This window comes from Halorussus limi, from assembly GCF_023238205.1.
GTDB classification, from domain to species: Archaea; Halobacteriota; Halobacteria; order Halobacteriales; family Haladaptataceae; genus Halorussus; species Halorussus limi.
In genome coordinates this window covers 2942414-2967763 of the sequence record NZ_CP096659.1, presented here as the reverse complement: position 1 = coordinate 2967763, position 25350 = coordinate 2942414, and the positions used below count along the sequence as shown (strand labels likewise).

The following is a 25350-nucleotide window of genomic DNA, read 5'->3' as shown; positions in this document are numbered from 1 at the left end:
AGTTCTCTGCTACGTATTTGATAGTGATGAGAGGACGTCCGAGAGGTCGAAGAGGAGGACGTCATCGCGTTTGTCAGCGACGTGTTCGAGATCGTCGGTGTAGCCGGAGCGGCTGAACAGGACGTATAGCGTCTCCCCGTCTGCTGGCTCCCCTGACCAGCGCACCTCCGTCGTCGTGCGTTCGAGATCGGTGAGAACGCCTTCACTAACGGGCCGGGAGGTGAACTTACACTCGCCCGCGACGACTCCGTCAGCGGTGAGACCGAGGACATCTAGTTCGTGTTCTTTGAACCACCATTGCCCGACGTCACGGAATCGGCGGTCGATGAGTTTCGGGAGCGCTCGCTGGCAGAGGCGTTCGAACAACGGACTCACGTAATCCGCGAGTTCGGGCGCAACGAGTTCGTCGTAGGCGTCGTCGCCGAGCATCCGAAGTTGGTCCTGATTCCCGTACACGAACCGGAACCAAAACCGGAACAGCGGCGCGGCGATGCGATATCGGCCGCGCTGAGAGGCCATCGGCGATTCTGTCACGGGAATGTGGCGTTCGACGAGGCGGAGCCGGCGAAGCTTCTGGAGGTACGTGCTGAGCGATCCCGACTCCACGCCGGCCATGCCCGCGATCTCGTTGGGGGTCCGACGCCCGTGAGCGAGCGCGCAGAGAATGCTGAAGTACGTGTTCGGCTGCCGAAGTTCGGTCCGGAGTAAGAACTCCGGCTCTGAGTACAAGAGGCCGCGCTCCGAGAGGATCGATTGCTGAACGTTTGTCCCCAGCGACTGCTCTGGATCGATAGTCTGCAGGTAGTACGGTGTGCCGCCGTAGATCGACCACGCGGTGATGGCAGTCTCGGGGTCATACTCCGGGAAGAACTGGCGCGCATCAGCTGCGGAGAGGGGCTTGAGGTCAATCGTCGCCGTCCCGCGACCGTACAGCGGTGCGCTTCCGGAGAGTACCTTGTCCTCCATGACGCTGATCGAGGAGCCGACGAGAACGAGCGTCATCCCGGTTTCTTGGAGCTCCATATCCCAGACGCGTTGAATCCGCGAGGGAAGCGACTCGTCCTCCTCGATGAGGAAGGGGAACTCGTCGATGACGACGATAGCGTCTTCCTCACCGAGTGCTTCGAGAAGGGCCTCCCAATCACGGCGGACGTTCCGCAATGAGGAGAACTGTGCGGTGGTGGTATCGACGAACTGTTCGAGCTGGTTCTGCGCCGTTGACTCGACCGCTTGGTAGTAGACGGCGTCGTCCCGGTCAGCGATAGACTGACGAACGAGCTCACTCTTCCCGAGACGACGCCGTCCGTAAATCACGACCAGATCTGCGGTCTCGGACTCGTAGCAGTCTGTGAGTTGATCGAGTTCGACGTCTCGATCAACGAATTGAGCCATACAGCCAGTTGCGTCTCCTCCTAATTGGAACTTCCGATTTCGGAAACTGCGATTTCAGAAATCACGATTTCTTCCAAATGTAGAGCGATGTGAGTTCTCGAAGTTGATTGGCAGAAATCGATCATCGACACAGAGATAAATCGACAGATTACCTGACCATGGTTGAACCCGCAAGGAGTCGTTAGCGGTCTAGGTTTACTTCAGGTAAATCCCGATGTTCGTCTTTAGGACGGCCACTTTCGGAGAGTCCTTATAAAGAATCGCGGTTATCCGGAATAGGATGTATCGAAATAAGGGCTAACCCCCCGGCTCACATATAAAGTATCGAGAAATCCGCGACCCCAGGTCCTTGCCTCTCTTTGACCCACGTTGGGCATGGACCTGGGTGAATTCCACTGAACTTCCATTGCCTTTCCGGCAATTCCACCGTGTTATATAAAGCTCGGGCCCGTTAGAGACGCCTACACGGACGAAAACAGGCGACGCGGGATAAGGGATCGAGGGCTAGCCATCAAGTATTTATAAGAGGCTTGAGGCGCCCTCTCACGGCAAGGACCAGGGTTCAAATCCCTGACGGAGCATCCAAACCCCTTTCTTTCCGGCGATTTCGCGTTTTGCCGGACCAATTCGATTCGCAGGAACGCCAACCCAAAATTCGGCCGACAGCGGTCTGTTTGCCGGAGGAGAGCCGAGTGTGAACAATCAAGACCTCCTTGACGATCTTCTAGTCGTCACCGAGACTGCGAAGGAGAACCTCAATCCGCGCCAGTTGAAGGATTATCGCACTCAACGAGAAGGGTGTCTCACGTGGCTTCTCACGTTCGGCAAGAATTCGGACCTGGTTGATGACTACGCCGTCGAGACCGTGCGAGCACGCGCGTATCGGATGGACATGTTCTACCGATAGGTCTGGGAGCAGGACGGTGGATACACGGCGAACGTCACCCACGACGGTACAGATGGGTGCCGTTGGAGGGAATGTCGCCAACCCCGCGAGACACCTCCCTTCGCCGGGGTTCCGTGGCCGACCGGTGACAGGAAGGCCCGTCGGTCGATTTCCGTCTCCCGGGTGAGGTATTCCTAACAGGAGATAGTGGCACGATTTATCCATCCAAGATATTCTGTGAAATTCGTGCGAAAACAGAACGAGTGCGACCGGAGAACTTCGGCACCGCCCCTGACTCGCTAAATGCGGGATTCGATGCCCAACGATTCGACTCCCTTCGCGACGTCTTCTGCGAATTCAGCTGTCGTATTGAGATACGCCGTCGCATCGGTGTCCGCCGAGAAGTAGACAGGAATCCCGTCCTCTCGTAAACGACGGGCGGTTCGTAGCAACTGAAGGGTTTCGGGTCGCCAGTAAACACAGTTGTCGGGGCCGGTCATCATCGCCGCTAGAAGACTGAGCGAATCCCGTTCTGCCAACTCGAACGTCGACGCGAAATCTCCACTAACGATGGTACTCCGTATCTCCGCTACAGTACCGTGTATGTCGGCTAAGCTCCCCTCCAAAGTGGTGATTCTTTCATCATAGGGAATCCGTTCATTGGGTTCTCCGACTGGGCTACTCTGCCGCGTCGACTACCTCGTAACTGATGTTCTGCTCTCGGAGTTTGTCGGTGTGCGTGGAAAGCTCGCTCGTAACGGCGAGTAACAGCACGTCCAGTCCTTTCGTGGCGGCTTCCTGTACCGCAAGCGGAGTCCCGAAACGAACGTCCGGCTCGTGGTTCGTCGATTCGACGACGGCCAGTGCTTCGGTACCAGACGTCACCAGAAGGTCGTGGGTTTCGACGTGGCCGGAAACCGTAGCGGAGTCTACCTCCGCGCTTCCTCCGTCCTGAACCTGCGGAACCGAGATTACAGTCACTCTCCCCACGTCGTAGTCAAGGACGCCCTCGAAGTCGGTGACGCCGACGTCCTGTCCTTTCTCCGCGTCCGTAACTGCAACTGCGGTTGCATCTGCGGTTTCGCCCGGCGTGGCTCGGAGAACGCCGCCCCGCATCGAAAGCGACACCGTCTGCCCTTCGTCGATTGCCGTCGTCGCGAGCGCAGTTTCGATTTCGACCTGCCCGATTACGTCCTCCGAAACGTGACGGACGAAATCCCGGAGGTCGTCGGTTTGCGAGATGAGCCAGTCGACGCCCTGCTTGGTGACCTCGTATCGTCCGCGGCCGTGCTTTTTGACGTACCCCTGTTCGATCAGATCCCGGAGATAATCGCTCACGGCCTGCGAGGTGATGCCGATGTCGTCGGCGATTTCTTGCTGGCTCACCGCTGGCTGACGTTCAGCGATCTGAACCAAGATTTGATATCGAGTGGCGTTCCGCTTGCTCTGTAGAACGCCAGAGCCGTCGGACGCATCCATTTCTTTTGTCATTATCGACTGTGAGTCCCGATAACTCAAGTATCTTTGCCTTAACCTCGATGAGGTTGCTCTTGTCGACGGAAGTCGGCTCAATAAAGAAACCGAGATTGAGGTAATACAACCAAAATTGTTTTAGGGGCATCGACAGTTGTATTCGGTGATGGCGAGAACAGTACTTCCACACGATGCGAAGGCGGGCCCGACCAAACCCGAGGTTCGGGCGGTCCTTCACAGCAAACTCGACTTGGCGCCGACCGACCACTTCGCCGAGGTCGGTTCTTGCACCGGTGCGGTCACCATCGAGGCCGCCCGTCGCGCCGAGCGGGTCACTGCGATCGAACGGAAACCGGAACGGCTGGAGGTCAGTCGCAAGAACCTGGCAGCGAACGAAGTCTCTGCGGACGTCACGCTCCGTGAAGTGGAGGCCCCGGACGGACTGCCGGAGGACGCAGACGCGCTATTCATCGGCGGAAGCAGGAACTACGAGTCGGTCCTCGACCACGCTGTCGAAGCCGGTATCGACCGCGTCGTGATGAACGTCTCCAGACTCGAAGTCGCCGGTGCAGCGACCGAGGCGTTCCGCGAGCGCAACCTCCTCGACGAAGTCGTCCAGTTACAGGTGAGTCACGGGTACCAGTTGGCCGGTGCGACCAGCTTCGACTCTGACAACCCCGTCTACATGTTGGTCGGTAGTTCGAACGAAGTCGCGACAGACGGCGGTGAACCGACCGGCGCAAAACGAAGTCTCTCGAAACGAGACGGGGGAAAGCGATGAGCCTATACGGAGTCGGTCTCGGACCCGGAGACGCCGACCTCGTCACCGTCAAGGGGCAACGCGTCCTCGAAGAGGCGGACGTCGTTTACTCCCCGGGGCGACTCTCTCGGTCGGTGGCGACCGAGCACGTGCCGGAAGACCGCATCGGCGATGTGGACTTCCCCATGACTCGCGACGAGGACGAACTTCGGCGGGCCTGGAAAGAAGCCGCCGACGAAATCGCATCGCGGGCGCGTGACGAAACCGCGGTGTTCGTCACCTTGGGTGATCCGAACGTCTACTCGACGTTCGGTCACCTCCGACGCACGATGTCGGCGTTCCACCCGGAGGTCGACACCGAAATCGTCCCGGGAGTGAGTGCAGTCACCGCGTTCGCGACTGCCCTCGGCGTCGAAATCTCGTCGGGAATGAGCCTCGCACTCCACGAGGCCGCGCGGGGTGCGGCCCCGACGGGCCCGGATCGGATGATTCTGTTCAAGGTCACTGATGCTCCGGCGACTCACGAGAAACTCGTCGACGCGGGGTACGACGTAGTGTACGGTCGTCGCCTGTTCATGGAACAGGGGGAGACGCTCGTGACTGAGGACCCGGAGGTAGTCGTTGAACGAGACTACTACACGCTAGCCTACGCCGAGAAGCACGAGGTCGAGTACGAACCGGCGACCGCGCAGTTCGAAACGAGCGTCGACGCGGCGATGCGAGAACGCGCGGAGGGCGAGGCGCACGGCGACGTACCTCCGGAGGTGACGTCGGATGACTGACCCGCAAGACGCCATCGATGCGGAGTCGGCCACTCGGACTCGACAGCGCGATTCCCGCATTTCCGAGCGCACAGCGGGTGAGGTGCAGGAAGGGGTTCCGTTCATCGGCGCCGGACCGGGCGATCCGGGGCTGCTGACGGTCACGGGTCGCGAACTGGTCGAAGCAGCGGACCTCGTCGTTCATGCAGGGTCGCTCGTGAACAGTGAACTCCTCGAGGAGTACTGTGCGGACGCCGAGCAGGTCTCGAGCGTCGGCAAGGACCTCGAAGAACTGATTCCGCTGATGAGGGACGCCTACCGGAACGGACGTAACGTGGTCCGCCTTCACAGCGGTGATCCCGCGGTTTACGGCGCGGCACTGGAGCAGATGGACGCGCTGGAACACGAAGGCGTTCCGACGTACATCGTTCCGGGCGTGACCTCGGCGTTCGCGGCGAGCGCCACGCTCCGAACGCAGCTCACGCTGAACGGCGTGGCGAACCACGTCGCGTTCACTCGGCCGCAAGGCAAGACCCTCGACCCCGACGAGGACCACATCGGCGAGTTCGTCGAGATGGGCGACGTGACGACCTGCATCTATCTCGGGACGCACGCGGTCGACGAGACGATGGACCGGCTGTTGGCCGAGGGACACGACCCGGACACGCCGGTCACCGTCATCTACCACGCATCTTGGCCGGACGAAGACGTCATAGAGGGAACAATCGCAACCATTGGCGAGAAGGTGGACGCGGCGGGGTATCGTGCCTCCGCGCTCGTCGTTATCGGCGAAGCAGCACAGGGAACGGGGTACGAGCGCTCCTACCTGTACGGTGACTGGGCGAATGGCGGTTCGAACGAAAGCGAAGCAGACGACTAATCATGAGTACCGAAACAGAGGAGACGGAATCGGGCGAATCGGGCGGCCACTGTTCCACGCCGGACTCCGACGGCGAGGTGGCAGACGAGATAGCTATCATCAGCTTCGAACGTAAGCTCGAGACCGCTCGCGAGATCAAGGACGGGATCGGCGACGAGTACGACCGCGTAGACATCGTCGAGTATCACGGCGACGTGTTCGCCGAACTTTGGGGCGAGTACGACTGCTTCGTCGGCCTCATGGCTTCCGGCATTGCGATGCGGAAGACGGCACCCCTGCTCGACGACAAGTGGGAGGACCCCGCCATCGTCGTCATCGACGAAGAACTCACGTGGGCTATTCCCATCACGGGCGGCCACCACGGCGCTAATCAGGTCGCTCACGACCTCTCGGAGATGGGTGCGGTCCCGGCAATGACCACGGCGAGCGAAGCCGCAGGCAAGCAGGGCGTCGAAAGCAAGGCGAAGGCACTAGACGCCCACGTTGTCAACGGCGACTCCACGGTCGCGACCAACCTCGCTGTCCTGAACGACGAACTCGGCCCCGTCACCCGTCTCGATGGACCGCGTGCGGTGCTCGTCGACGACGACGTGACCGTTCTAAAGCGCAACGGAAACGACGGTGTGGTTCTCGGAACGGGCACCGTCTCGGGCGTGGAGTCCGAACAGGTGCTCGACGCGTGGGAAACCGCACTCGACGACCTGAATCTGGATTTCGACGACGTGGACTTCGTCGCCACCGGGACCAGAAAGGAGGACGAAGAAGGACTCTACGAGGCAGCACAGGAAACGGGTCTCGGCGTCGTCCTATTCGAAAGGGAGACCTTGGAAGGGTTCGAGGGCCCCTCGCCGTCGCGCTCCAAGGAACTCATCGGGTGGCCGGGAATCGCCGAGGCGTCGGCCATCGCAGGCGGCCGGGAACACGAGCTCGCTCGGGAGAAAGAGCGGTTCGAAGACGCGGTGACGGTCGCGGTGGGGCGGTAATATGAGTGACCACCAAAATACGGGCGAGATGGGAACGCTCTACGTCGTCGGTATCGGTCCCGGGCTTCCACACGCTATGACTCAGCGTGCGAAGGACGTCATCGCCAACGCGGACTGCGTCATCGCGTCGAACCTCTATCAGGATTTCCTCCGGCGCGACGGCACGCTTCCGCCGGAGGATGCCGTCACCGATGGCGGTGCCGAGTCTCGCTCGGCACGTCGTCAGACCGGATCTGACGGAAGTGTCGCCGCCCGACCGGACGGGACCCAGCAGGAGATCGTTCGGTCGACGATGGGGCGACAGATCGAACTCGCCCGCGAGGCCTTCGAGCGCGTCCGTGACGGAGAGGACGTCGCCCACGTCTCGGGCGGCGATCCGAACGTGTACGGAAAAAGCGACCTTCTGTATCTCATGGCGGAAGAAGACGAGGCGTACGACGTCCCCATCGAAGTCGTGCCCGGCGTGACCGCGGCGCTCGGCGGTGCGGCGAACCTCGGTGCACCGCTGTCGAACGACTTCTGTACGATTTCGCTGTCGGACAAGTGGCGCGGCTGGAACGAAATCGAGGAGAAGTTGCGCGCAGCCGCGATCAGCGGGTTCGTCATCGTCTTGTACAACTGTTGGCGGGATTACCAGCGGGCGATCGACGTCATCCGCGAGGAGCGCGCCGACGACGTTCCGGTCGCCATCTTCAACGACGCTAGTCGCGGCGATACGGGTCGAAATCAGGACGGTGAGAACCACACCATCACGACGCTGCGAGAGGCGAACGACCACGACGACAAGGTCGGCGGGATGGGCACCTCCATTCTCGTCGGCAATCACGAAACGAACGTCTGGGAGAACGACCACGGAAAGCATCTCGTCACCCCGCGCGGCGGGCGTGACGTCGACGACTTCTAACAATGAGTACGGACGACACTACCGAGTCGAAGTGCGGAGCATCGAAGACGGACACCACCGAATCGAAGTGCGGCGGGTCGACGGCCGCTGAAGAGACATCGTCGAAGTGCGGCGGGTCGGAGTCCGACTCGTCCTCGAGTTCGAGTTGCGGTGGTTCGACGAACGAATCGACCGAAGAAGAAGTCGGTGCGACCGTCGACGACTTCGACGCCGACCCCGGCAGGCTCGTCGCGGTCGGGCTCGGCCCGGGTCACGCGGAGGGGATGACCCAGCGCGCCCGGGTGGCACTGCACGAGGCCGAACACATCGTCGGCTACACGACGTACATCGAACTCCTGCCCGACGAGATCACCGAGGCCGCGGACGAGCTGTACGACACGCCGATGTGCGGCGAAGTCTCGCGCACCGAGGAGGCGGTCGACCGCGCGCTCGCGGGGAACCACGTCGCCATCGTCGGCAGCGGAGACCCGAACGTGTACGCGCTCGGCGGTCTCGCGCTCGAAATCGTGGAATCCAAAGGCGCGACGGCCAGCACGCTCGACTTCGAGGTCGTCCCCGGCGTTCCGGCGGCCCAGTCGTGTGCGGCGCGGGTCGGCGCACCGCTCGTCAACGACACCGTCAGTATCTCGCTGTCGGACCACCTGACGCCGATGCCGACCATCGAGTCGCGCCTCCACGCCGCCGCGAAGGAGGGATTCACCATCACCATCTATAACCCGTGGAGTCGCAAGCGCCGGGAGAACTTCGAGAAGTGCTGCGAGATACTGCTGGAACATCGCGACCCCGAGACACCGGTCGGCATAGTTCACGGAGCAGGCCGAGACGATGAGCGGGCCGAAATCGTCGAGCTCGGCGACCTCGAAGAGCTCGGCGAGACCGACCTCGTAGACATGACGACGACGATTCTCGTCGGCAACGAGGACACGTACGTCTGGGACGACCGCATGGTGACCCCGCGCGGGTACGAGAGCAAGTACGATTACTGAACCATGACCGGCTACCGAATTATCGTCGACAAGGACGCGTGCGAGGGAATCTTCGCCTGCCTCACGCGGGACCCGCGTTTCGTTGAGGGCGAGGACGGATTGGCGACGATTGATCCGGCGTCGGACCCTGTCCCGCCGAGCGGGACCGACGAGGGTATCATCCGCGAGGAAGACGGACGGATAGTCGCGGAGTTCGACGACGATCGCGCCGACGAGGCGCGACAGGCGGCCACTGCCTGTCCGCCGGGCGCAATCACCGTGGAGGAGTGCTGATGTCGATGGAGACCGGTACTCCGGCGGACCTGCTCGCGAGACACCCGGAAACCGCGTACTTCTGGGGGCGAGCCATCGGCGATGGCGACCTCGAAGAGGGCTGTCTCACCGTCCGCGCGAACGACGAGACGGCCGCTCGCCGACTCGCGGCTATTGCTGGCGACGAACAGGTCGACCACCGTATCGTCGAACGCGAGTACGCCCACGACACGGCCATCACGCGCACGGAGGACGAGTACACGATACAAGTCTTCGGTGGCGTGGCAGAACGCGCAGCCGCGGCGTTCGGGCTCCCCATGAGCGGCGACCCCGGCGGGTACCGCTTGGACGCCTTCGAGGGGTACGAGCGCCAGCTCCTCCGGGGACTACTCGAGGGATGTGGCACGGTCTGTTTCAAGAGCGATGCCGAGACGGTCGGCGTCTCCGCGAGCGAAGAGAGCGGAGGCTCGACGGAGCAGGGCTCCGTCGGCATATCGTTCGTCCACGACGACCGACAGCTCCTCGAATCCGTCCGAGGTCTCCTCGACAGAATTCCACCGGACGCACCCGCGAGCGATATCGCCGAGTCGTCATCGGGCAGTTACTGGTTCGGTGTGAGCGACGAGGCCGTCCCGGAGGCCGGCCCCTGGCTGTACGAAAACTGCGAGGAGAGCGGACTATTCGCCCCGACGCGACGGCAGAAACTACTGAAGAGTCTCGAACGCGCTGGAGACAGATGAGTCGGAGTAGCGACGAAGAAGGGTCCAGCCGCGACGGAGCAGTTAGCCCGGGAGACGCCAGCGGTGAGTTCGACGACGAGGCGGTGTTGCTGGTCGGGCACGGTTCGCGTCGGGAGAAGTCGAACGAGCAGGTTCGCGAACTCGCCGTCGGTCTGGAAGAGCGACTCGGCGTCCCTGTAGACGTCGGGTTTCTAGAGCTCGCGGAACCGACGATACCGGAGGCGATCGGTAGCCTCGCGCCAGCGGTGTCCGAGATAACCGTCGTCCAGCTCTCGCTGTTCGCTGCGAGTCACGTCAAGAACGACGTACCGTTGGCTATCCAGCAAGCCCGGTCGGAGTACTCCGACCTGACGCTCCACAACGGGTCTCACCTCGGCGTTCATCCGGCAATCGTCGACTTGCTCGACGACCGGGCCGCCGCGGTGGAGGCAGACCTGAGCGTCGACCGTGAGGCGGACGACGTCGCGGTCGTTCTCTGCGCACGCGGATCGAGCGACCCGGACGCCAACGGCGACGTTCACAAGCTGGCCCGGCTCCTGTACGAAGGCCGCAAGTTCGACCGCGTCGAGTCCTGTTTCGTCGGGGTCACCGAGCCTCGTTTGCAGGACGCACTTCACGACGTGGCGAAGCACCGGCCGGATAGCGTCGTCGTCCTTCCGTACATGCTGGGCGACGGCGTGCTTACGCAACGCATTCGCGACCGGACGGCGGAGTTCGACGACGAGTACCCGTACGTGGACGCCGCGGCCGGAGATCCGCTCGGGACGGACTCGAGACTCCTGGACGTGCTCGGCGACCGTTGGCAGGAGGCGCGCACGGACAGCGTCCGCATGTCGTGTGACACCTGTAAGCACAAAGTCGAACTCGACGGCTACGAGGAGGATGTCGGCGGTGCGCGGGCCATGCTGCGGGCGCTGACTCATCAGGAGTCACACGCCGACCGCGAGTCCGTGGACGAGGAACCGCATACCCACGACGCGCCGGAGAAGCACGTCGCCGTCTGCACTAACCAGACGTGCGCAGCAGACGGTGCGCCGGCAGTCCTCGAACGCCTGCGCCAGTCCGTCCGAGACTCGGAGGAGTGCGATGCACGCGTCACGCGCACGTCTTGTCTCGGGCGGTGCGGCGACGGACCGATGGTCGCCGTCTATCCCGACGGCGTCTGGTACGGCGGCGTCGACCAGAACGACGCGGAGCGTGTCGTCTCGTCCCACCTCGACCGGGATCGAATCGTTTCGGATATCGTCGACCAAACCCTGTAACCATGAGCTGTCACGAAATCGAAGCGCTGCGACTCGGATTGATGAACGTCCTCGGCACGAGCGACCGGAGCGTCCGGGAGCACGCCGAGAAAGAACTGGAAGGACACCTCGAGGGTCCTGTAGAGGGACTGGCGAACGCTGAGAGCCTCTCCGAACTCCGACGCCACCTCGATGCGGCCCTCGTCGACCTGGAAGAGCAGATCGCGACCGCCGACGAGAGCGACCCGGAGTACGACTACCTCCGGGGACGGCTCGTCGCGGTCCGCGACGCCGAGCAGTCGCTCGCTCGGTTGACCGACCACGGGGAGTCGCTGTTGGACGACCTCGGGACGTCACACGACGTCCTCCACGAAGCGTTCCCCGTCGATGACTGAATCCGCGAAGCGACCGCGAGTGATCGTCGAACGAGCTGTGGACCTCGGAAGCGTCGACCCCGCAGGGTCTCGCCAGCTCGGCCGCAGGTCCAGTGTTTGCCTCCGCGACGACACAGTCGTCGTCGGTCTCGCCGACGGATCGGTCGTCGCGTTCGAAGTCGATACGCTGGACGAACGTTGGCGGAATGAGAGCGTTCCGCCGAGGGAACCGAACCGGGGCTCGCCGGATGGGACATCCGACGGCGTCTCAGGGAGTGTCGTTTCACTGACTGCGTTCGCGGACGGCTTCCTCGCCGGGGAACGCGGCCCCGACGGCGACATCCGTCTGCTCGACGCCGACACTGGGAAACAACGGTGGAGCTATCGCTCCGCGGACGACGTCGGTGACCCGGCGAAACGGACTCGGTTCTTCCTACCGTTCGTCTTGGACGCGACCACGGACGGCCGGCGGGCGTACGTCGCCGCTCGCCGCTACTACCGAGAGTCAGACGGTACACGGAACTTCGATAGCGTCGTGTACGCGTTCGAATCCGACGGCACGGTGGCGTGGCGTTACGAGACGGACGCTTCGCCGATTGCGCTCAGTGTCCGTAACGGGACCGTCGCCGTGGGATCCAATCGGTGTCCCGGAACCGATTCCGACGGATTCGTCGCCCTCGACGCGGACACTGGAACGGTACGTCGTCGTTGGGACCCGCCGGGTGACGGAGAGCGACGCGTCGGGGACCTCTCGCTCACCGAGGACGGGATTGCAGTGGCTAGCCACGCCGACTACCGCGGATACTTCCTCGACGACGACGGCGTCCGATGGGCGGTCGACCTGGGCCGCCCCGTCGACTGTGGGGAGGAGACGGTCTACGCGTATCCGAATCACGTGCATGCTACCGGAGACGGTGTCGTCTTCGTCACCGGCAACACGTATCCCGAAGACGGACGAGAGACGGACGCCCGCCATCCCACCGAACACGCGGCCGTCGGTGTCAGTCCAGAAGGCGAGATTCGCTGGGAGTCGTCGGTCGGAGGGTTCGTCCACGGAGTAGCGACCGACGGGGACCGTATCGCGGTCCCCGCGGCCCAGCACTTCCGGGAGCGAGATCCCAACGCGCACGCGCTGTCCAAATTCGACGTGACTGACGGTCGAACTGCGGGTCGACCGATATCGGGCGTCGTCACCGCGGCCGCAATTGAGGACGGTCGGGTCGCGGCGGTGGAGGAACCCGTCGCTTACCACGACGAGGACGCGGTCCGAGGGTCGTACCGCCTCCACTGCTGAGCGCACCACTGCTTTTGTCGAACGGATTGCTTCGGACAGGAGAGACACCTTTTCCCAATCTAAGACATATTTTGGTTTCCCAAAGGTGTATAAATATTTCTCAGACGGACAAGTCGGGACGCTCGGGGGAGAACGCTCGCTGGGAGAAGAACGGCGACCGTAGAGAGTCGGACTCGACCGTCAGACCAGCAGACGGAGCGCGAATCCGAGAACGATTACACTCGTCACGAGTTCGAACGCTGCGTGAACTCTTTCGCCACGCCCTTGGACGACCGAGAATAACTCGCCGATTCCACCGCCGATGACCGACATGGTCGAGGTGATGGCGAGCGCGTAGACAGCAACGGCCGTGAGCGCACCGTGTAGACCGCCGGTCGGAACGACCGTCGAGACGAGCGCGAGCATACTCACCGGCGGTGAGAGCGCGAACAGCGACCCGACGACGCCCGTCCGGAGATAGTCCCCGTAGCTGTCGTGCGGGTGATGGAGATGGGAACGGGCGTGAGACACCGTCCGTCCGACCGAACCGGGGATGGGAGTCGGAACAGTATGAACCGGAAGGCCACGGACTCGCCGCGAACCCTTCGCGGCCAACACGCACGCGACTCCGAAGAGGACGAGACCCGCCAGCGTCGTCCCCACCGTGTCGAACACTGCGGGCGGTGCCGTCGCGACCCGACCGATAGCGGTGAGAATTGCGACCCAGGCGAGGACGACCACGACGTGACCCACCGCGAAGCTACCGCCGACGAACGCCGCGTGGACCCAACCGTCGGCGTCGGTCGTCAGCGCGGAGATACCCGCGGCGTGGTCGGGCTCGAACCCGTGCGTTATCCCGAGTATCGCTGCGGCGGCGAGAACGCCGACGCCGGAGACGTCTATCATCGGTCTCCTCCCTCCGTCGGCTGGAAGGCGTCCGCGACGCGATTCGGGGTGAGAGCTTCGAGGGGAACGCGTTCGCCGTCGGCGGCGGAGACGATGTCCTCCACCAGATTCGTCCGCCCGTCGTCGCTCGCGTCGACGACCAGCACGTTCGCTCCGCGGTCAGCGAGACCGGACGCGGCCGTTCTCGTGTCCGTTGTCGGGGAGTCGCTCCCGGCGTTCGCCCGTCCGTCAGTGACGACGACCACTACGGTATCGTCGGGGTTTGCCCGCGCGAGCAATTCGCCAGCGGTGTGGAGACCGTCGGGGAGCGGCGTGCGTTCGCCCGTCGGTAACGACTTGAGGTGTCGCGCCGCCAGATCGACGCTGTCAGTCGGTGGGAGGATTACGTCCGCGCTCTCGCCGGCGAAGGTGACGACCGCCACCTCGTCGCGACACTCGTAGGCGTCCCGGAGGAGGTCGAGGGCAACCCCCTTCGCGGCCCGCATCGGGCCGCGCATCGAGGCGCTCGCGTCTATCGCGAACACGACGAGCGTCGAACTCTCTCCCTCGCGGACGGACTGACGGAGGTCACGGGACTCGACGCGATCGCCTCCGCGGACGGCAGCGGCGCGGACGGACGCCGCCGGGTCGACCGCGTCGTCGAGACCGGCTCGTTCCGTCCGAACGCGCGTTCCGCGGCCGCGGTCGCTCGGACGTGCGCTGGCCCGACCGCTCCCGTCGGCACGTTCGGCCGTCGGTGCGTTTATGTCGGGAGCCACTCCGTCGCCGGGCTCGGCCACGTCGTTGGGTGGTTGACCGGGAACCAGGGGTTTGGCTTCCTCGTCCCCGTCGTTCGGAGTATCGTCTCCGCCATGTTCAGTCGGTGAGTCGTCGCCCGACGCACCATCCGCATCGCTCGGACGGGGACTGTCACGAGGTTCCGTTCGGGACCCCGAGGAATCACCTCCACTCTCTGGATCGCCGTGGTTCTCCTCTCCAGAGTCGTCTCCTCCCTCCGAACCGTCACCGTCGTCGCTTCCTTCAGTCTCGGAATCTGCACCTTCAGATACGCGGTCGTCGGCCGACCCTGTAGACTCGGAACCAGACTGGTCTTCGTCATCTCCGGAGCTTTCCTCGCCGTCTTGAGCGTCCCCCTCTCCGTCCGCGAAATGGTCGTCGATGACGTCCTCGAAGTCAGGACCGTCTTCGAAGGGTCGGCTCCGAAGACGGTGGGGAAGAGCGAGTTCGACAGCACGGCGAACGTCTGGCTCGATGACTCTGGTTCGGCCGTCGAGGGCGGCCAGCGTGCGCGCACCCCGTGCCGTGGCGATATCGGCCCGATGTCCATCGACCCCCGAATCCAGACAGAGTTCCACCAACTCCCGAGTGAGCGATTCCGGAATAGTAACGTCGGGAAGCCGTTCGCGAGCTTCGCTGAGGCGCTCACGAACGGTCGCGGTCTCCGCGTCGTAATCGCCGTCGAATCCCGAGAGGGAACGTTCGACGACTGCGACTCGCCGATCGATGTCCTCAGCACCGGTCACCTCGACTTGGAGCGCGAATCGGTCGCGGAACTGTGGGCGGAGTTCGCCCTCCTCGGGGTTCATCGTCCCGACGAGCGTGAAGTCCGCGGGATGGGTGACGCTGACACCGTCGCGTTCGACCCGATTGGTGCCGCTGGCTGCGGCGTCGAGAAGGACGTCGACGAGGTGGTCGTCGAGGAGATTCACCTCGTCGACGTAGAGGAAGCCGCGGTTCGCCCGCGCAAGTAAACCAGGGTTGAATTCCGCCGCCCCGTCGAGGGCGTCCGCAACGGAGAGGGAACCCATAACGCGCTCACGTGATGCGCCGAGTGGCAGCGTCACGAAGGGGACCGGTCGAGTTTCGACGGGCGGGTCGTCCCGCGTTCGACACGTTTTGCACTGTTTAGTTCCGTCATCCGGAGGACAGCCGTAGGGGCAGTCGGCGATAGCGCGTTGGTCGGGTAGAAGTTCCGTGAATGCGCGCGTTGCCGTCGATTTCGCCGTTCCCTTCTCGCCGCGGACTAACAGGCCGTCGAGTTCGTCGTTCGCCCCGACGACGAGGAGGGCTTCTTTCAACGCCTCTTGGCCGACCACGGCGGGGAACGGCACCGTCGAACGGGAGGGCTGCGACACTTTTTTGGTCTCTCCCAAATCAACCATACTTGCAATAGTGAAATAGAGGTTTAATAGAGTTATGCCTAAGGTTGCCCTATACACAGCCACGGAGAACGAACTCGGAGCCGTCCAAGCCGCGGCCGAGCGCGTCGACGCCGACCTCGTCGTCCGCTCGGAGGGAGACTTCGACGAACAGACGGACGTCGAGGCGTACCTCGAGGAGATAGTCGACGCGGACGCGGCCGTGTTCTGGCTCCACGGCGCCGAGGAGAGCATGCCCGGTTACGAACACGCCGTCCAGCGGCTCACCGAGGAGGGCGTTCCCCTCGTCGTGAAGTCGACCGGCGATGCGTACGCTCGCGAAGACACGACGGTCGGCATCGAGGACCGCGAGACCGTCTGCGAGTACTTGGACCGCGGGGGAACGTCCAACATCGCTAACTGCATCCGCTTCCTGATCGACAGTTACGCCGACGAGGACTGCGAATACGACAGTCCGGTAGCGCTCCCGACCGAGGGGGTGTACCACCCCGACGTACCGGGCGCGGAATACGAGGACCTACGGGCTCGAATCGACCCGGAGCGAAGCTCCGGCGAGTCCCGACTCGACTCGCTCGGCGAGACGCCGACCGTCGCGGTCTGGTTCTACGAGTCCCACTGGACCCACGAGAACACGCGGTACGTGGACGCGTTGGTGCGAGCCATCGAAGCGAACGGCGCGAACGCGCTCCCCATCTTCTGTAACCCGGCGACGGACACCGACGAGCAGGAGGACGCCGAGTGGGTCGTCGACGAGTGGTTACTCGACGACGACGGCGACCCCGTCGTCGACGCCGTCCTCTCCTCGTTCATGTTCTCGCTGTCGATGGACGAGCGAGGTCGTAGTGCCAGCGACGAAGGCGACAGCGCCGAGGACGTGTTCTTGGACCGACTCGGCGTCCCGGTACTTCAGACCATCACGACGATGCGTTCGCGCTCTCGGTACCAAGGGAGTGACACGGGCGTGATGGGCTTCGAACTCGCGCTGTCGGTCGCCCTCCCGGAGTTCGACGGGAACGTCATCACTCACCCCATCAGCGGAAAGGAGCGCACGGAGGACGCCGGCGACATCGGAAGCGCGCCGAAGCAGCACTTCCCCATCGACGACAGGGTCGACCACGCGGTCCGCCTCGCCGTCAACTGGGCGCGACTCCGCCACCTTCCCAACGAGGACAAACGCGTAGCGGTCGTCCTCCACAACTATCCGCCGAGCGACGACGGAATCGGGACTGCTTTCGGACTCGACACCCCCGAGAGCACGGTAAACCTTCTCCAGGAACTGGACGCACGAGGGTACGACCTCGGCGGTGAGTTACCGAGTAGCGGCCAGACTCTCGTCGATCGACTGACCGCACAACTCACGCTCGACGACCGGTGGGTCGCCCCCGAAGACGTGCGCGATTTGAGCGTCGACGTCGTCTCGCCGGAGCAGTACGAGCAGTGGTTCGAGGCGACCGACGACCGCTTCCAGGAGAACGTCGTGGAAGAGTGGGGTGAACACCCAGACCGTCCGTTTGCAATCCCCGGTGTCGAGTTCGAGAACGTCTTGGTGACGGTGCAACCGCCGCGCGGGTTCGGCATGGACCCTTCGAAGGTCTACCACGACTCGGATCTCCAGCCGCCTCACGACTACGTGGCTTTCTATTCGTGGCTCCGAAACGCCTTCGAGGCCGATGCCGTCGTTCACCTCGGCACCCACGGGAGCCTAGAGTGGCTCCCCGGAAAGACGGTGGGATTGAACGGCGAGAGCGCGCCGGACCAGTTGATCGACGACCTCCCGAACGTCTACCCGTACATCATCAACAATCCCGGCGAGGGGACGCAGGCCAAGCGTCGCTCGTACGCGGCCATCGTCGACTACCTCACGCCGGTGATGCGCAACGCGGGAACGTACGACGAACTGGCCGAACTCGAGGAACTCGCAGACAGATATCGCGAGGCGGGAATGGAGGACGCCCGGACCGACGACGGCGAACATCTCGAACAGCTCGTCCGCCAGAAGGTCGACGAACTGGACCTCGCCGTCGAACTCGGTATCGAAGGAAGCGTCGACGAGAAGGCGGACGTACGCGGCCCAGAGGAGGCGGGGACGACGCTCGCCGAGGGCGAGGTCGCCGGCGACGACATCGCCGTCGACGAACTCGTCGAGCGCATCCACGAGTACCTCACCGACGTGAAGACCACCCAGATTCGGATGGGACTACACACGATGAGCGAGCCGCCCACCGACGAGCGCCTCGTCGAGTACCTCGTCGCGCTCACCCGCCTGGAGAACCCCGGTGCGCCGAGCCTCCGAGAAAGTGTCGCCGGCGTGCTCGGCGTCGACTACCAGCGGATGCTCCACGACCCCGGGGCGTACGACGACACCCTCGGGATGACCTACGCGGAGGCCGCCGACGAGGTGTACGAGACGAGTCTCGAACTGGTGGAGACGTTGGCCGAGTACGAATTCGATGTCCCGGCTTCTGAGGCGGAGGCCGGTCCGAACGACGAGATGAACATGAACCTACTCGTCGTCGACATCGACCCGCTGGGCGACGCCCGAGCGAAATCGGGTGCCCACAACGCCTTACGGGAGGCGCTGGCGTATATCTGCGAGGAAGCGGCGCCGCGTGTCGAGGGAGCCGAGGACGAGATTCCACGGACGGCGGACGCGCTTTCCGGCGAATACGTCCCGCCGGGCGGAAGCGGCGCACCGACGCGCGGCGGGGTCGACCTCCTCCCTACCGCCCGCAACTTCTACACGCTCGACCCGCGGAAGGTCCCGGCGAAGAGCGCCTGGCTGGTCGGACGCGAAGTCGGCGACGGTCTCGCCGAACGCCACTACGACGAGCAGGGCGAATACCCCGAAGAGATCGGGGTCGTCGCGTGGGGCACGCCGACGGTCCGGACCCGCGGCGAGACCGTCGCGCAGGTGCTCGCGCTGATGGGAGTCGAACCCGAGTGGACCGACGCCGGACGGATCGACGACGTGAATCCGATTCCGCTGGACGAACTGGGTCGGCCGCGAATCGACGTGACGACGCGCGTCTCCGGCCTGTTCCGGGACGCGTTCCCGCAAGCCGCCGCCGTGATCCACGACGCCGTAGACGCCGTAGTCGACCTCGACGAGCCACACGAGATGAACTACGTCAAGAAGCACGTCGAGGAGGAGAGCGAGCGGCTCCAATCGGATGGAATGGACGAGTCCGAGGCGCGGAGCGCGGCGACCCACCGCGTGTTCACCACCCGGCCCGGCGGCTACGGCGCAGGGACGAACAAAGCGGTCGACGAGGGTAACTGGGACGACCGCGCGGACCTCGCAGACGTGTACGTCCAGTGGGGCGGCTACGCGCTAGGGAAGCGCGGTCGCGTCTCCGAGGCGCACGACGCCTTCGAGCGCAGACTCGGCAGCGTCGAGGCCACGGTGAAGATAGAGGACACCGCCGAGCAGGACGAGCTCGACAGCTCCGACTGGTACGCGTTCCACGGCGGCTTCATCACAGCGGTCTCGGAAATCGCGGGCGAGGAGCCCGCCTCGTACGTCGGCGACTCGGCCGACCCGGACAACGTCGACGTCTACACCAACGAGGAGAAGGTGCGGAAGGCGATGCGCGCTCGGGTCCTCAATCCGGACTGGCTCGACAGCATGGAGGACCACGAGTACAAGGGTGCGGGCGACCTCTCCACGACGGTCGACGTCGTCCTCGGATGGGACGCCACCACCGGCGTCGTCAGCGACGCGCTCTGGGAAGACGTCGCCGAGAAGTACGCATTCGACGAGGACCGACAAGAGTGGATGCGCGACGTGAATCCGTGGGCCTTGGAAAGCATCACGGACACGCTTCTGGAAGCTATCGACCGAGGACTGTGGGACGCCAGCGACGAAACGGCGGACCGTATACGCGACATCAACCTCAGGGTCGACGGTGACATCGAAGCGCGCGCCGATGGCGTCGACCCTGTGGAGGTGACGAGCGATGACGACTGACGCGGACGTAGATGCCTCGACGGCTGACGACGCTGAAGAGTACGCCGACCTCGGCGCGACCACCGAGAACGCCATGGAGATAGCCGAAACGAGCATGGACCGCGTGCGGGAACTCGTCCCCGACGAGACGCTCACCGACAGAATCCGTCAGAAGTCGGTCCACGCGACCGGTGATCCGGAGTTCCAGCATTTGATGCGGTTCGAAGGTAATCCCGTTCGAGCGGGTGCGGAGGCGGTGCTCGACGAGCGACCCATCGTCACTGACATCACGATGGTGAAAGAGGGTATCACCGGACGTGGCCACAGTTGTCCGGTTCGCAAGGCCATCGGGAACGGGACCGAACTCGCCGAACGAACAGGGATGACCCGAACCGCCGCGTCCGTCCTCGAACTCGACCGCGAAGGCGTCTACGACGGTGCGGTCGCCGTAATCGGGAACGCGCCCACTGCGGCCCTGGCGCTCGCCGATTGCATCGAGGACGGAACTCGTCCCGCCGTCGTCGTCGCGACGCCCGTGGGCTTCGTGAAGGCCGCCGAGAGCCGTGAGCGCATTCGCGACGTCGTCCGCGAATACGAAGTGCCCGCCATCACGAACGTCGGTCGCCGCGGTGGAAGCGGACTCGCGGCCGGACTGACGAACGAGCTCGTCCACGTCGCGAGCGATGCGCGGAACGGAGACGTCGATCTTGCATGAGCGACACGTACGATTTGGAATCCGGTCCGGACCCGGCGACCCTCGCCGCCGCTGCTCCCGAAACCCCTACTGAGGACCCGGTTTACGCGGTCGGAATCGGACCCGGAAACGCGGAGTATCTGACACCGCGGGGCAAGCGAGCGATTCGTGAAGCGGACGTGGTCGTCGGGTTCGAAACGGTCGTCGACTTCGTCCGCGGAGAGACCGATGCCGAGCTACTGACCTGTGGTTACGCCGACGAGGCCGCGACGCTCGAGACGTTTGCCCGACGAATCAGCGACGGTGCGGACGGGACGGCCGTACTGATGGGCGATCCCAACCACTCGGGCTATCAGTTCGTCGGTAAGGTTCAGGATGCGATCGAACGGTCGGTTCGCGTGATTCCGGGCATCTCGTCTCTCCAAGTGGCTGCGAGTCGTGCCCGGACGCCAATGGAAGAGACGACGTTCGTGACGCTCCACAAAAGCGGTGATGTCGCTCCCGATCTCCAGCGCCTCTGCGATTCCGTCGGCGAGCGCCACCTCCTCGTCCTCCCGCGTCCATACGATTGGATGCCGGGGGATATCGCTGCCCATCTCCTCGATTCCGGTGCGTCTTCGTCGCTCGATGCGCTCGTCTTCGAGCGGCTGACGCACGAAGACGAAACGGTCACCCGGTCGACTCTGGGCGATCTCGAAGCCTCTGCGGGCGGAACCAACCCTGACGACACGCCGTTCTCTGATTTGTCCGTGCTGGCTGTTCGTACGGACTAACTCTCTCTGCTACTGCCGTACTCCTTCTCCGTCGGTTGCGACCGGGCGACAATTTTGGGCGAGCTGTGCCTCGAACGATGCTGGACCGTCCTCGCTAGTCGCGAGTACGCGTTGTTTTTCGACCTCCGCGTGGATAGCGTCAGTCACTCGCGGGTGCTCGCCGAGCGGGTCGGCGTATTTGATTCCGCCGCGGTCGAGTTCGAGTTTCGCCGGAATCTCCTCTTCGGTCGCCTGAGATTGAGTCAAAAACAGCGGTACGGCGACCGTGCGGCTGTTCGAAGTGTTGTAGCGGACGCATTCGACGGTGGGATTCTGTAAGAGATAACAGGTGAGAACCTCATCGTAGTCAGACTGGTCGTTCAGACGTGCCGCGTGGTACTCGGCCGTCTGGCGCTGGTACGGCTTCGAGCTACTTCCGAAACTGACGAGCACGAGCGATGCGTCGTTCCTTGCTGGAACTACTTCCGTGGCCCGCTCGGCGAGAACGTCCGTGACGGCGGGGCTTCGACCGACCGGTTCGCAATAGCGTACCTCGCCGGGGACGTACGAGAGCGCGGCGGGTACTCCGTCGGTCGTATCGAACGTGTGTGCCGTAGTCAGGGGGACGGCGTATACACGGTCACTTTCGATTTTGACGAACGTCTCACGGAGTTCGCGAACCGGTTCGGTTTCGTACGTTGCGACGCGCACGCCGTCGACGCCGGCTCTGTTCCTGAGCCGATTCGCGTGTGTTTCGTACACTTCACGAGCGTGCGGGTCTTTCCGGCCGATGAGTAGTATTGATTCGTTTGTCATTTTGGAACCCCGCCGATATACAACTTGGATTTAGTTATACCAAGTTTGCTTGATTTGCACGTCGTGGGGGACTGCCAAATAAGTTTTGGACGCCGCGGGAAAATTTCCGCCTGGGGAGAAGATTCAAACGCTCTATCGAGAGTAAACGGACTAATAGGAACGTGTGAGGAAGTAAGCAAAATCAGGAAGGCAGGAATCCGTCCTCAATCGCAATTAGCTCACGGGCCGTCGCTTTAGCCTCGTCGAACGAATGGGGAAGTAGCTTCCAGACCGCATCACTTCCCGAAGGGCGACGCTCCCTCCGCCGATAGTCAGCACGTTCTTCTGCTCGAAATTGTGGAAAAGGAGCACGGTAGTTGACCTACCCTCGTAGCCACTCTTCCACTTCGCCTCTCACGTTAACGACGTCACCAACTATCGTGACTGCGGGGGACTCAATTTCTGCGGCTTGGCTTTTCTCGACGATGTCAGATAACGTTCCCGTGACTGTCTTCTCGTCACCCCACGTCGCTTTCTGTACCATCGCGGTCGGCGTCCGGCGGGGTACTCCGTGTTTTCGGAGTGCCTGAACGTTCTTCGGCAAGCGATTCACACCCATGAGGATGACGAGTGTCCCGCCTGCGTTAATCGAATCAGCAAGTGCATCCCAGTCGATGGCGCTTTCGTCCTTGTCCGGCGTCTGGTGTCCTGTTATAACAGTCAAGCTGGAAGATCGGTCCCTATGTGTTAGCGGAATCCCGCTCACGCTCGGTGCGGCGAGGACACTCGAGACCCCGGGAATTATTTCGAAGGGAACATCTTCGGATGCCAAGTACTCTGCCTCTTCTCCTCCCCGACCGAAGACGTTCGGATCCCCTCCCTTGAGACGAACGACGGTTTCTTCCTTCCGGGATTTCCCGAGCATCAACTCGTTAATTTCGTCCTGCGTCGTTCGCTGCGGCGGACGTTTTCCGACATCGACGACCTCGACCGATTCCGGAAGGTCGTCGACGATTTCGTCACCCGTCAACGAGTCGTGCAGAACGACGTCCGCCTCTCGGAGAAGTCGCCACGCCCGCCTCGTAAGTAGTTCCGGATCCCCCGGACCGGATCCGACTAAGTATACCGTGCCCGTGTCTCCCCTTTCACCGACCCCTTCCACCGACGTATTTCGGTTGTCAGATTTCGTAACGCCGGACGAGAGTTGGTCTTCCGAATCCGCACGCGTCTTGCTATCAGTTGATGCGTTCCGCGCTACGTCCTCTTGACCATCCCTTCGTTGGCTCTTTTCGTCTTTTTTCTTCAAAAGAGGGGCTCGGACCGGTCCAGACAACTTCTCGGTTGAGTCTGACCCCTCAGAGTCGGGGAGTGCATTCTCAGTTGTATCTTCGCACATACGAAGGCAAACAGGGTTGCAATACTTCAACCTTGTTTGTGTTATACGTGGGGCGTCACAAGTCCAATTGAACAGCGGCCACCCTCATGAGCACACCAAACAATTAAAGCCTGATTGCACTAAACCAAAACTAGGTGGATTAGGCGCAGAGCATGATTGCACAACAACGTGACTTCGATCAACGGTGCGAGGAAGCGCCCGAGAAGGAGCCAGTTTGAACGATGAGGTTCGCTCTTATCGCCGGATGCACACGGACCGCCGAGATAGCGGCATTGGCGACTGACCTCGACCTAGAGTTGACCGTGACCGACCCCGAGTTCGACCGCAGCGACCACCCGGCGATGGACGCCTACGTCGCCGGTGAGGCGAAGGAAGATGTCGGAATGGGCGGCGCGCTTGCGCTGGCCGATCGGTCGGACGTGTCGATGGCGGCGGTGGGCGACCGCGTCATCGACGTCTACGAACCGATTACCGACGAAGAACCCGCGGTGAAACCATGAAGGGCGTCGTCGTCGGTGGCACTCGGTCGGGCGTGGGGAAGACGGTCGCCACCCTCGCAGTCATCAGCGCCGTCGAAGCGGCGGGCTACTCGGTCCAGCCAGCGAAGGCCGGCCCGGACTTCATCGACCCGAGTCATCACGCAGTCGTCGCAGGCCGTCCGTCGCGCACCCTCGACGTCTGGCTCGAAGGCGAGGAGGGGCTCCGACGGAACTATTACCGCGGCGACGGCGACGTCTGCGTCGTCGAAGGCGTCATGGGGCTCTACGACGGCGATGGGTCCAGTACGGCGATGGTCGCGGAGGCGCTCGATCTCCCGGTGGTGCTGGTCGTCGACGCAAGTGCCGGGATGGAGAGCGTAGCCGCGACCGCGGTAGGCTTCCGCAAGTACGCCGCCGATGCGGGTCGCGATATCGACGTCGCGGGCGTTATCGCACAACGTGCGCACGGCGGCCGTCACGAAACGGGCATCGCGGACGCCCTCCCCGACGGGTTGACGTACTTCGGCCGGATTCCACCGAGCGCCGACCTCGAAATCCCCGACCGACACCTCGGCCTCCACATGGGCGAGGAGGACCCGCTCGACCGGGAAACGCTCGACGACGCCGCTGACCACATCGACACTGAGCAACTCGTGGCGGCCGCCAGCGAACCTCCCCGCCCGGAGTCGAGTAATCAGCGATCGGCCAGGAACATGCGAGTCGCCGTGCCGCGCGACGACGCGTTCCGATTCGTCTATCCGGGCGTCCTCGAACGACTGCGTTCGCGCGCCGAGGTGGTGACGTTCGCTCCGGCCGATGGCGACGACGTTCCGGACGCCGACGGGGTTTACCTCCCGGGCGGCTATCCGGAGTTGCACGCTGCCGACCTCGCCGACGGACCGGCGCTCTCGTCACTCCGTCGTTATGCCGTCGATGGCGTACCGGTTCTGGGCGAGTGCGGCGGGATGATGGTGCTCAGCGAGTCGCTGACGACGGCCGAGGAGGAGACGTACGAGATGGCGGGCGTCCTCCCCGCCGAGGTCCGGATGCACGACCGCTATCAGGCGCTGGACCACGTAGAACTCCGCGCTCGCGAACCGACGCTGACCGCGGGAACAGACGACGCCGTCCGCGGCCACGAGTTCCACTACTCGAGCGCCGACGTCGACTCCGATGCCCGGTTCGCCTTCGACGTCGAACGGGGGTCGGGCATCGACGGAGACCGCGACGGGCTCACCGAGTACCGGACGCTCGGCACCTACGCACACGTCCACGCCGAGAGCGGCGCATTCGACCGATTCGTCGACCAGCTCTAACC

23 protein-coding genes are annotated in these 25350 nt (G+C 63.3%); 17 read left to right on the top strand and 6 right to left on the bottom strand.

The annotated features are described in order from the left end of the window. Positions 1-9 precede the first annotated feature (9 nt). The gene (locus M0R89_RS15200; RefSeq protein ID WP_248649927.1) at positions 10-1392 is read right to left on the bottom strand and encodes an ATP-binding protein; all 1383 of its coding nucleotides are present in this window, start codon (positions 1390-1392) and stop codon (positions 10-12) included. 694 nt (positions 1393-2086) lie between these two features. On the opposite strand from M0R89_RS15200, the gene M0R89_RS15195 reads away from it, so the two are divergent. Beyond that, positions 2087-2299 carry a hypothetical protein gene (locus M0R89_RS15195; RefSeq protein ID WP_248649926.1) on the top strand — a complete coding sequence of 71 codons (213 nt, stop codon included), beginning with the start codon at positions 2087-2089 and terminating at the stop codon, positions 2297-2299. Between the two features lie 657 nt (positions 2300-2956). Here the strand turns inward: M0R89_RS15195 and M0R89_RS15190 are convergent. After that, positions 2957-3769, bottom strand: coding sequence for a DUF7839 domain-containing protein (locus M0R89_RS15190; RefSeq protein WP_248652282.1), 813 nt, complete (start codon positions 3767-3769; stop codon positions 2957-2959). A 148-nt stretch (positions 3770-3917) separates the two neighbouring features. On the opposite strand from M0R89_RS15190, the gene cbiT reads away from it, so the two are divergent. The 11 genes from cbiT to M0R89_RS15135 are packed head-to-tail and all read left to right on the top strand — an operon-like array spanning position 3918 to position 12926. Next, on the top strand, positions 3918-4532 hold the full coding sequence (gene cbiT / locus M0R89_RS15185) for a precorrin-6Y C5,15-methyltransferase (decarboxylating) subunit CbiT (protein WP_248649925.1): 615 nt from the start codon (positions 3918-3920) through the stop codon (positions 4530-4532). After that, entirely contained in the window at positions 4529-5293 is a 765-nt protein-coding gene (locus tag M0R89_RS15180; protein ID WP_248649924.1) for a cobalt-factor II C(20)-methyltransferase, read from the top strand. Before cbiT ends, M0R89_RS15180 begins: the two co-directional genes overlap by 4 nt. Beyond that, positions 5286-6152, top strand: a complete 867-nt coding sequence (locus M0R89_RS15175; protein ID WP_248649923.1) for a cobalt-precorrin-4/precorrin-4 C(11)-methyltransferase — start codon at positions 5286-5288, stop codon at positions 6150-6152. The genes M0R89_RS15180 and M0R89_RS15175 overlap by 8 nt, the downstream gene beginning before the upstream one ends. Before the next feature lie 2 nt (positions 6153-6154). Further along, the gene (gene cbiG, locus M0R89_RS15170; RefSeq protein WP_248649922.1) at positions 6155-7135 is read left to right on the top strand and encodes a cobalt-precorrin 5A hydrolase; all 981 of its coding nucleotides are present in this window, start codon (positions 6155-6157) and stop codon (positions 7133-7135) included. A gap of 1 nt (position 7136) precedes the next feature. Then, complete coding sequence (locus M0R89_RS15165; protein WP_248649921.1) at positions 7137-8039, top strand: precorrin-3B C(17)-methyltransferase; 903 nt, start codon at positions 7137-7139, stop codon at positions 8037-8039. Positions 8040-8041: 2 nt separating this feature from the next. After that, on the top strand, positions 8042-9025 hold the full coding sequence (cobJ, locus tag M0R89_RS15160; protein WP_248649920.1) for a precorrin-3B C(17)-methyltransferase: 984 nt from the start codon (positions 8042-8044) through the stop codon (positions 9023-9025). 3 nt (positions 9026-9028) lie between these two features. After that, on the top strand, positions 9029-9298 hold the full coding sequence (locus tag M0R89_RS15155) for a ferredoxin (RefSeq protein WP_248649919.1): 270 nt from the start codon (positions 9029-9031) through the stop codon (positions 9296-9298). Then, on the top strand, positions 9298-10017 hold the full coding sequence (locus M0R89_RS15150) for a cobalamin biosynthesis protein (RefSeq protein WP_248649918.1): 720 nt from the start codon (positions 9298-9300) through the stop codon (positions 10015-10017). The genes M0R89_RS15155 and M0R89_RS15150 overlap by 1 nt, the downstream gene beginning before the upstream one ends. Further along, positions 10014-11279 carry a CbiX/SirB N-terminal domain-containing protein gene (locus M0R89_RS15145; RefSeq protein WP_248649917.1) on the top strand — a complete coding sequence of 422 codons (1266 nt, stop codon included), beginning with the start codon at positions 10014-10016 and terminating at the stop codon, positions 11277-11279. The genes M0R89_RS15150 and M0R89_RS15145 overlap by 4 nt, the downstream gene beginning before the upstream one ends. Positions 11280-11281: 2 nt before the next feature. Then, positions 11282-11653 (top strand): DUF3209 family protein, encoded by a 372-nt coding sequence (locus M0R89_RS15140; protein WP_248649916.1) that lies wholly within the window; start codon positions 11282-11284, stop codon positions 11651-11653. A 19-nt stretch (positions 11654-11672) separates the two neighbouring features. Then, entirely contained in the window at positions 11673-12926 is a 1254-nt protein-coding gene (locus tag M0R89_RS15135; RefSeq protein ID WP_248649915.1) for an outer membrane protein assembly factor BamB family protein, read from the top strand. Between the two features lie 180 nt (positions 12927-13106). Here the strand turns inward: M0R89_RS15135 and M0R89_RS15130 are convergent, their stop codons facing one another. Both M0R89_RS15130 and M0R89_RS15125 read right to left on the bottom strand, forming a co-directional pair. Continuing rightward, the gene (locus M0R89_RS15130; protein WP_248649914.1) at positions 13107-13811 is read right to left on the bottom strand and encodes a hypothetical protein; all 705 of its coding nucleotides are present in this window, start codon (positions 13809-13811) and stop codon (positions 13107-13109) included. Beyond that, entirely contained in the window at positions 13808-15973 is a 2166-nt protein-coding gene (locus M0R89_RS15125; RefSeq protein WP_248652281.1) for a VWA domain-containing protein, read from the bottom strand. The genes M0R89_RS15130 and M0R89_RS15125 overlap by 4 nt, the downstream gene beginning before the upstream one ends. A gap of 34 nt (positions 15974-16007) precedes the next feature. Here M0R89_RS15125 and cobN point away from each other — a divergent pair, with 34 nt between their 5' ends. The 3 genes from cobN to M0R89_RS15110 are packed head-to-tail and all read left to right on the top strand — an operon-like array spanning position 16008 to position 21383. After that, positions 16008-19937 (top strand): cobaltochelatase subunit CobN, encoded by a 3930-nt coding sequence (gene cobN, locus M0R89_RS15120; protein ID WP_248649913.1) that lies wholly within the window; start codon positions 16008-16010, stop codon positions 19935-19937. Beyond that, the gene (locus tag M0R89_RS15115; RefSeq protein WP_248649912.1) at positions 19927-20631 is read left to right on the top strand and encodes a precorrin-8X methylmutase; all 705 of its coding nucleotides are present in this window, start codon (positions 19927-19929) and stop codon (positions 20629-20631) included. The genes cobN and M0R89_RS15115 overlap by 11 nt, the downstream gene beginning before the upstream one ends. Continuing rightward, positions 20628-21383 (top strand): cobalt-precorrin-7 (C(5))-methyltransferase, encoded by a 756-nt coding sequence (locus M0R89_RS15110; RefSeq protein ID WP_248649911.1) that lies wholly within the window; start codon positions 20628-20630, stop codon positions 21381-21383. Before M0R89_RS15115 ends, M0R89_RS15110 begins: the two co-directional genes overlap by 4 nt. Before the next feature lie 9 nt (positions 21384-21392). On the opposite strand, the gene M0R89_RS15105 is transcribed toward M0R89_RS15110, so the two are convergent. Both M0R89_RS15105 and cobA read right to left on the bottom strand, forming a co-directional pair. After that, a complete protein-coding gene (locus tag M0R89_RS15105) occupies positions 21393-22178 on the bottom strand; it encodes a CbiX/SirB N-terminal domain-containing protein (RefSeq protein WP_248649910.1) in 786 nt (261 codons plus the stop codon). A 361-nt stretch (positions 22179-22539) separates the two neighbouring features. Beyond that, positions 22540-23553, bottom strand: coding sequence for a uroporphyrinogen-III C-methyltransferase (gene cobA, locus M0R89_RS15100; RefSeq protein WP_248649909.1), 1014 nt, complete (start codon positions 23551-23553; stop codon positions 22540-22542). A 221-nt stretch (positions 23554-23774) separates the two neighbouring features. On the opposite strand from cobA, the gene M0R89_RS15095 reads away from it, so the two are divergent. Beyond that, the gene (locus M0R89_RS15095; protein ID WP_438267667.1) at positions 23775-24053 is read left to right on the top strand and encodes a nicotinate-nucleotide--dimethylbenzimidazole phosphoribosyltransferase family protein; all 279 of its coding nucleotides are present in this window, start codon (positions 23775-23777) and stop codon (positions 24051-24053) included. After that, positions 24050-25348 carry a cobyrinic acid a,c-diamide synthase gene (locus M0R89_RS15090; protein ID WP_248649908.1) on the top strand — a complete coding sequence of 433 codons (1299 nt, stop codon included), beginning with the start codon at positions 24050-24052 and terminating at the stop codon, positions 25346-25348. Before M0R89_RS15095 ends, M0R89_RS15090 begins: the two co-directional genes overlap by 4 nt. Positions 25349-25350: the final 2 nt, after the last annotated feature.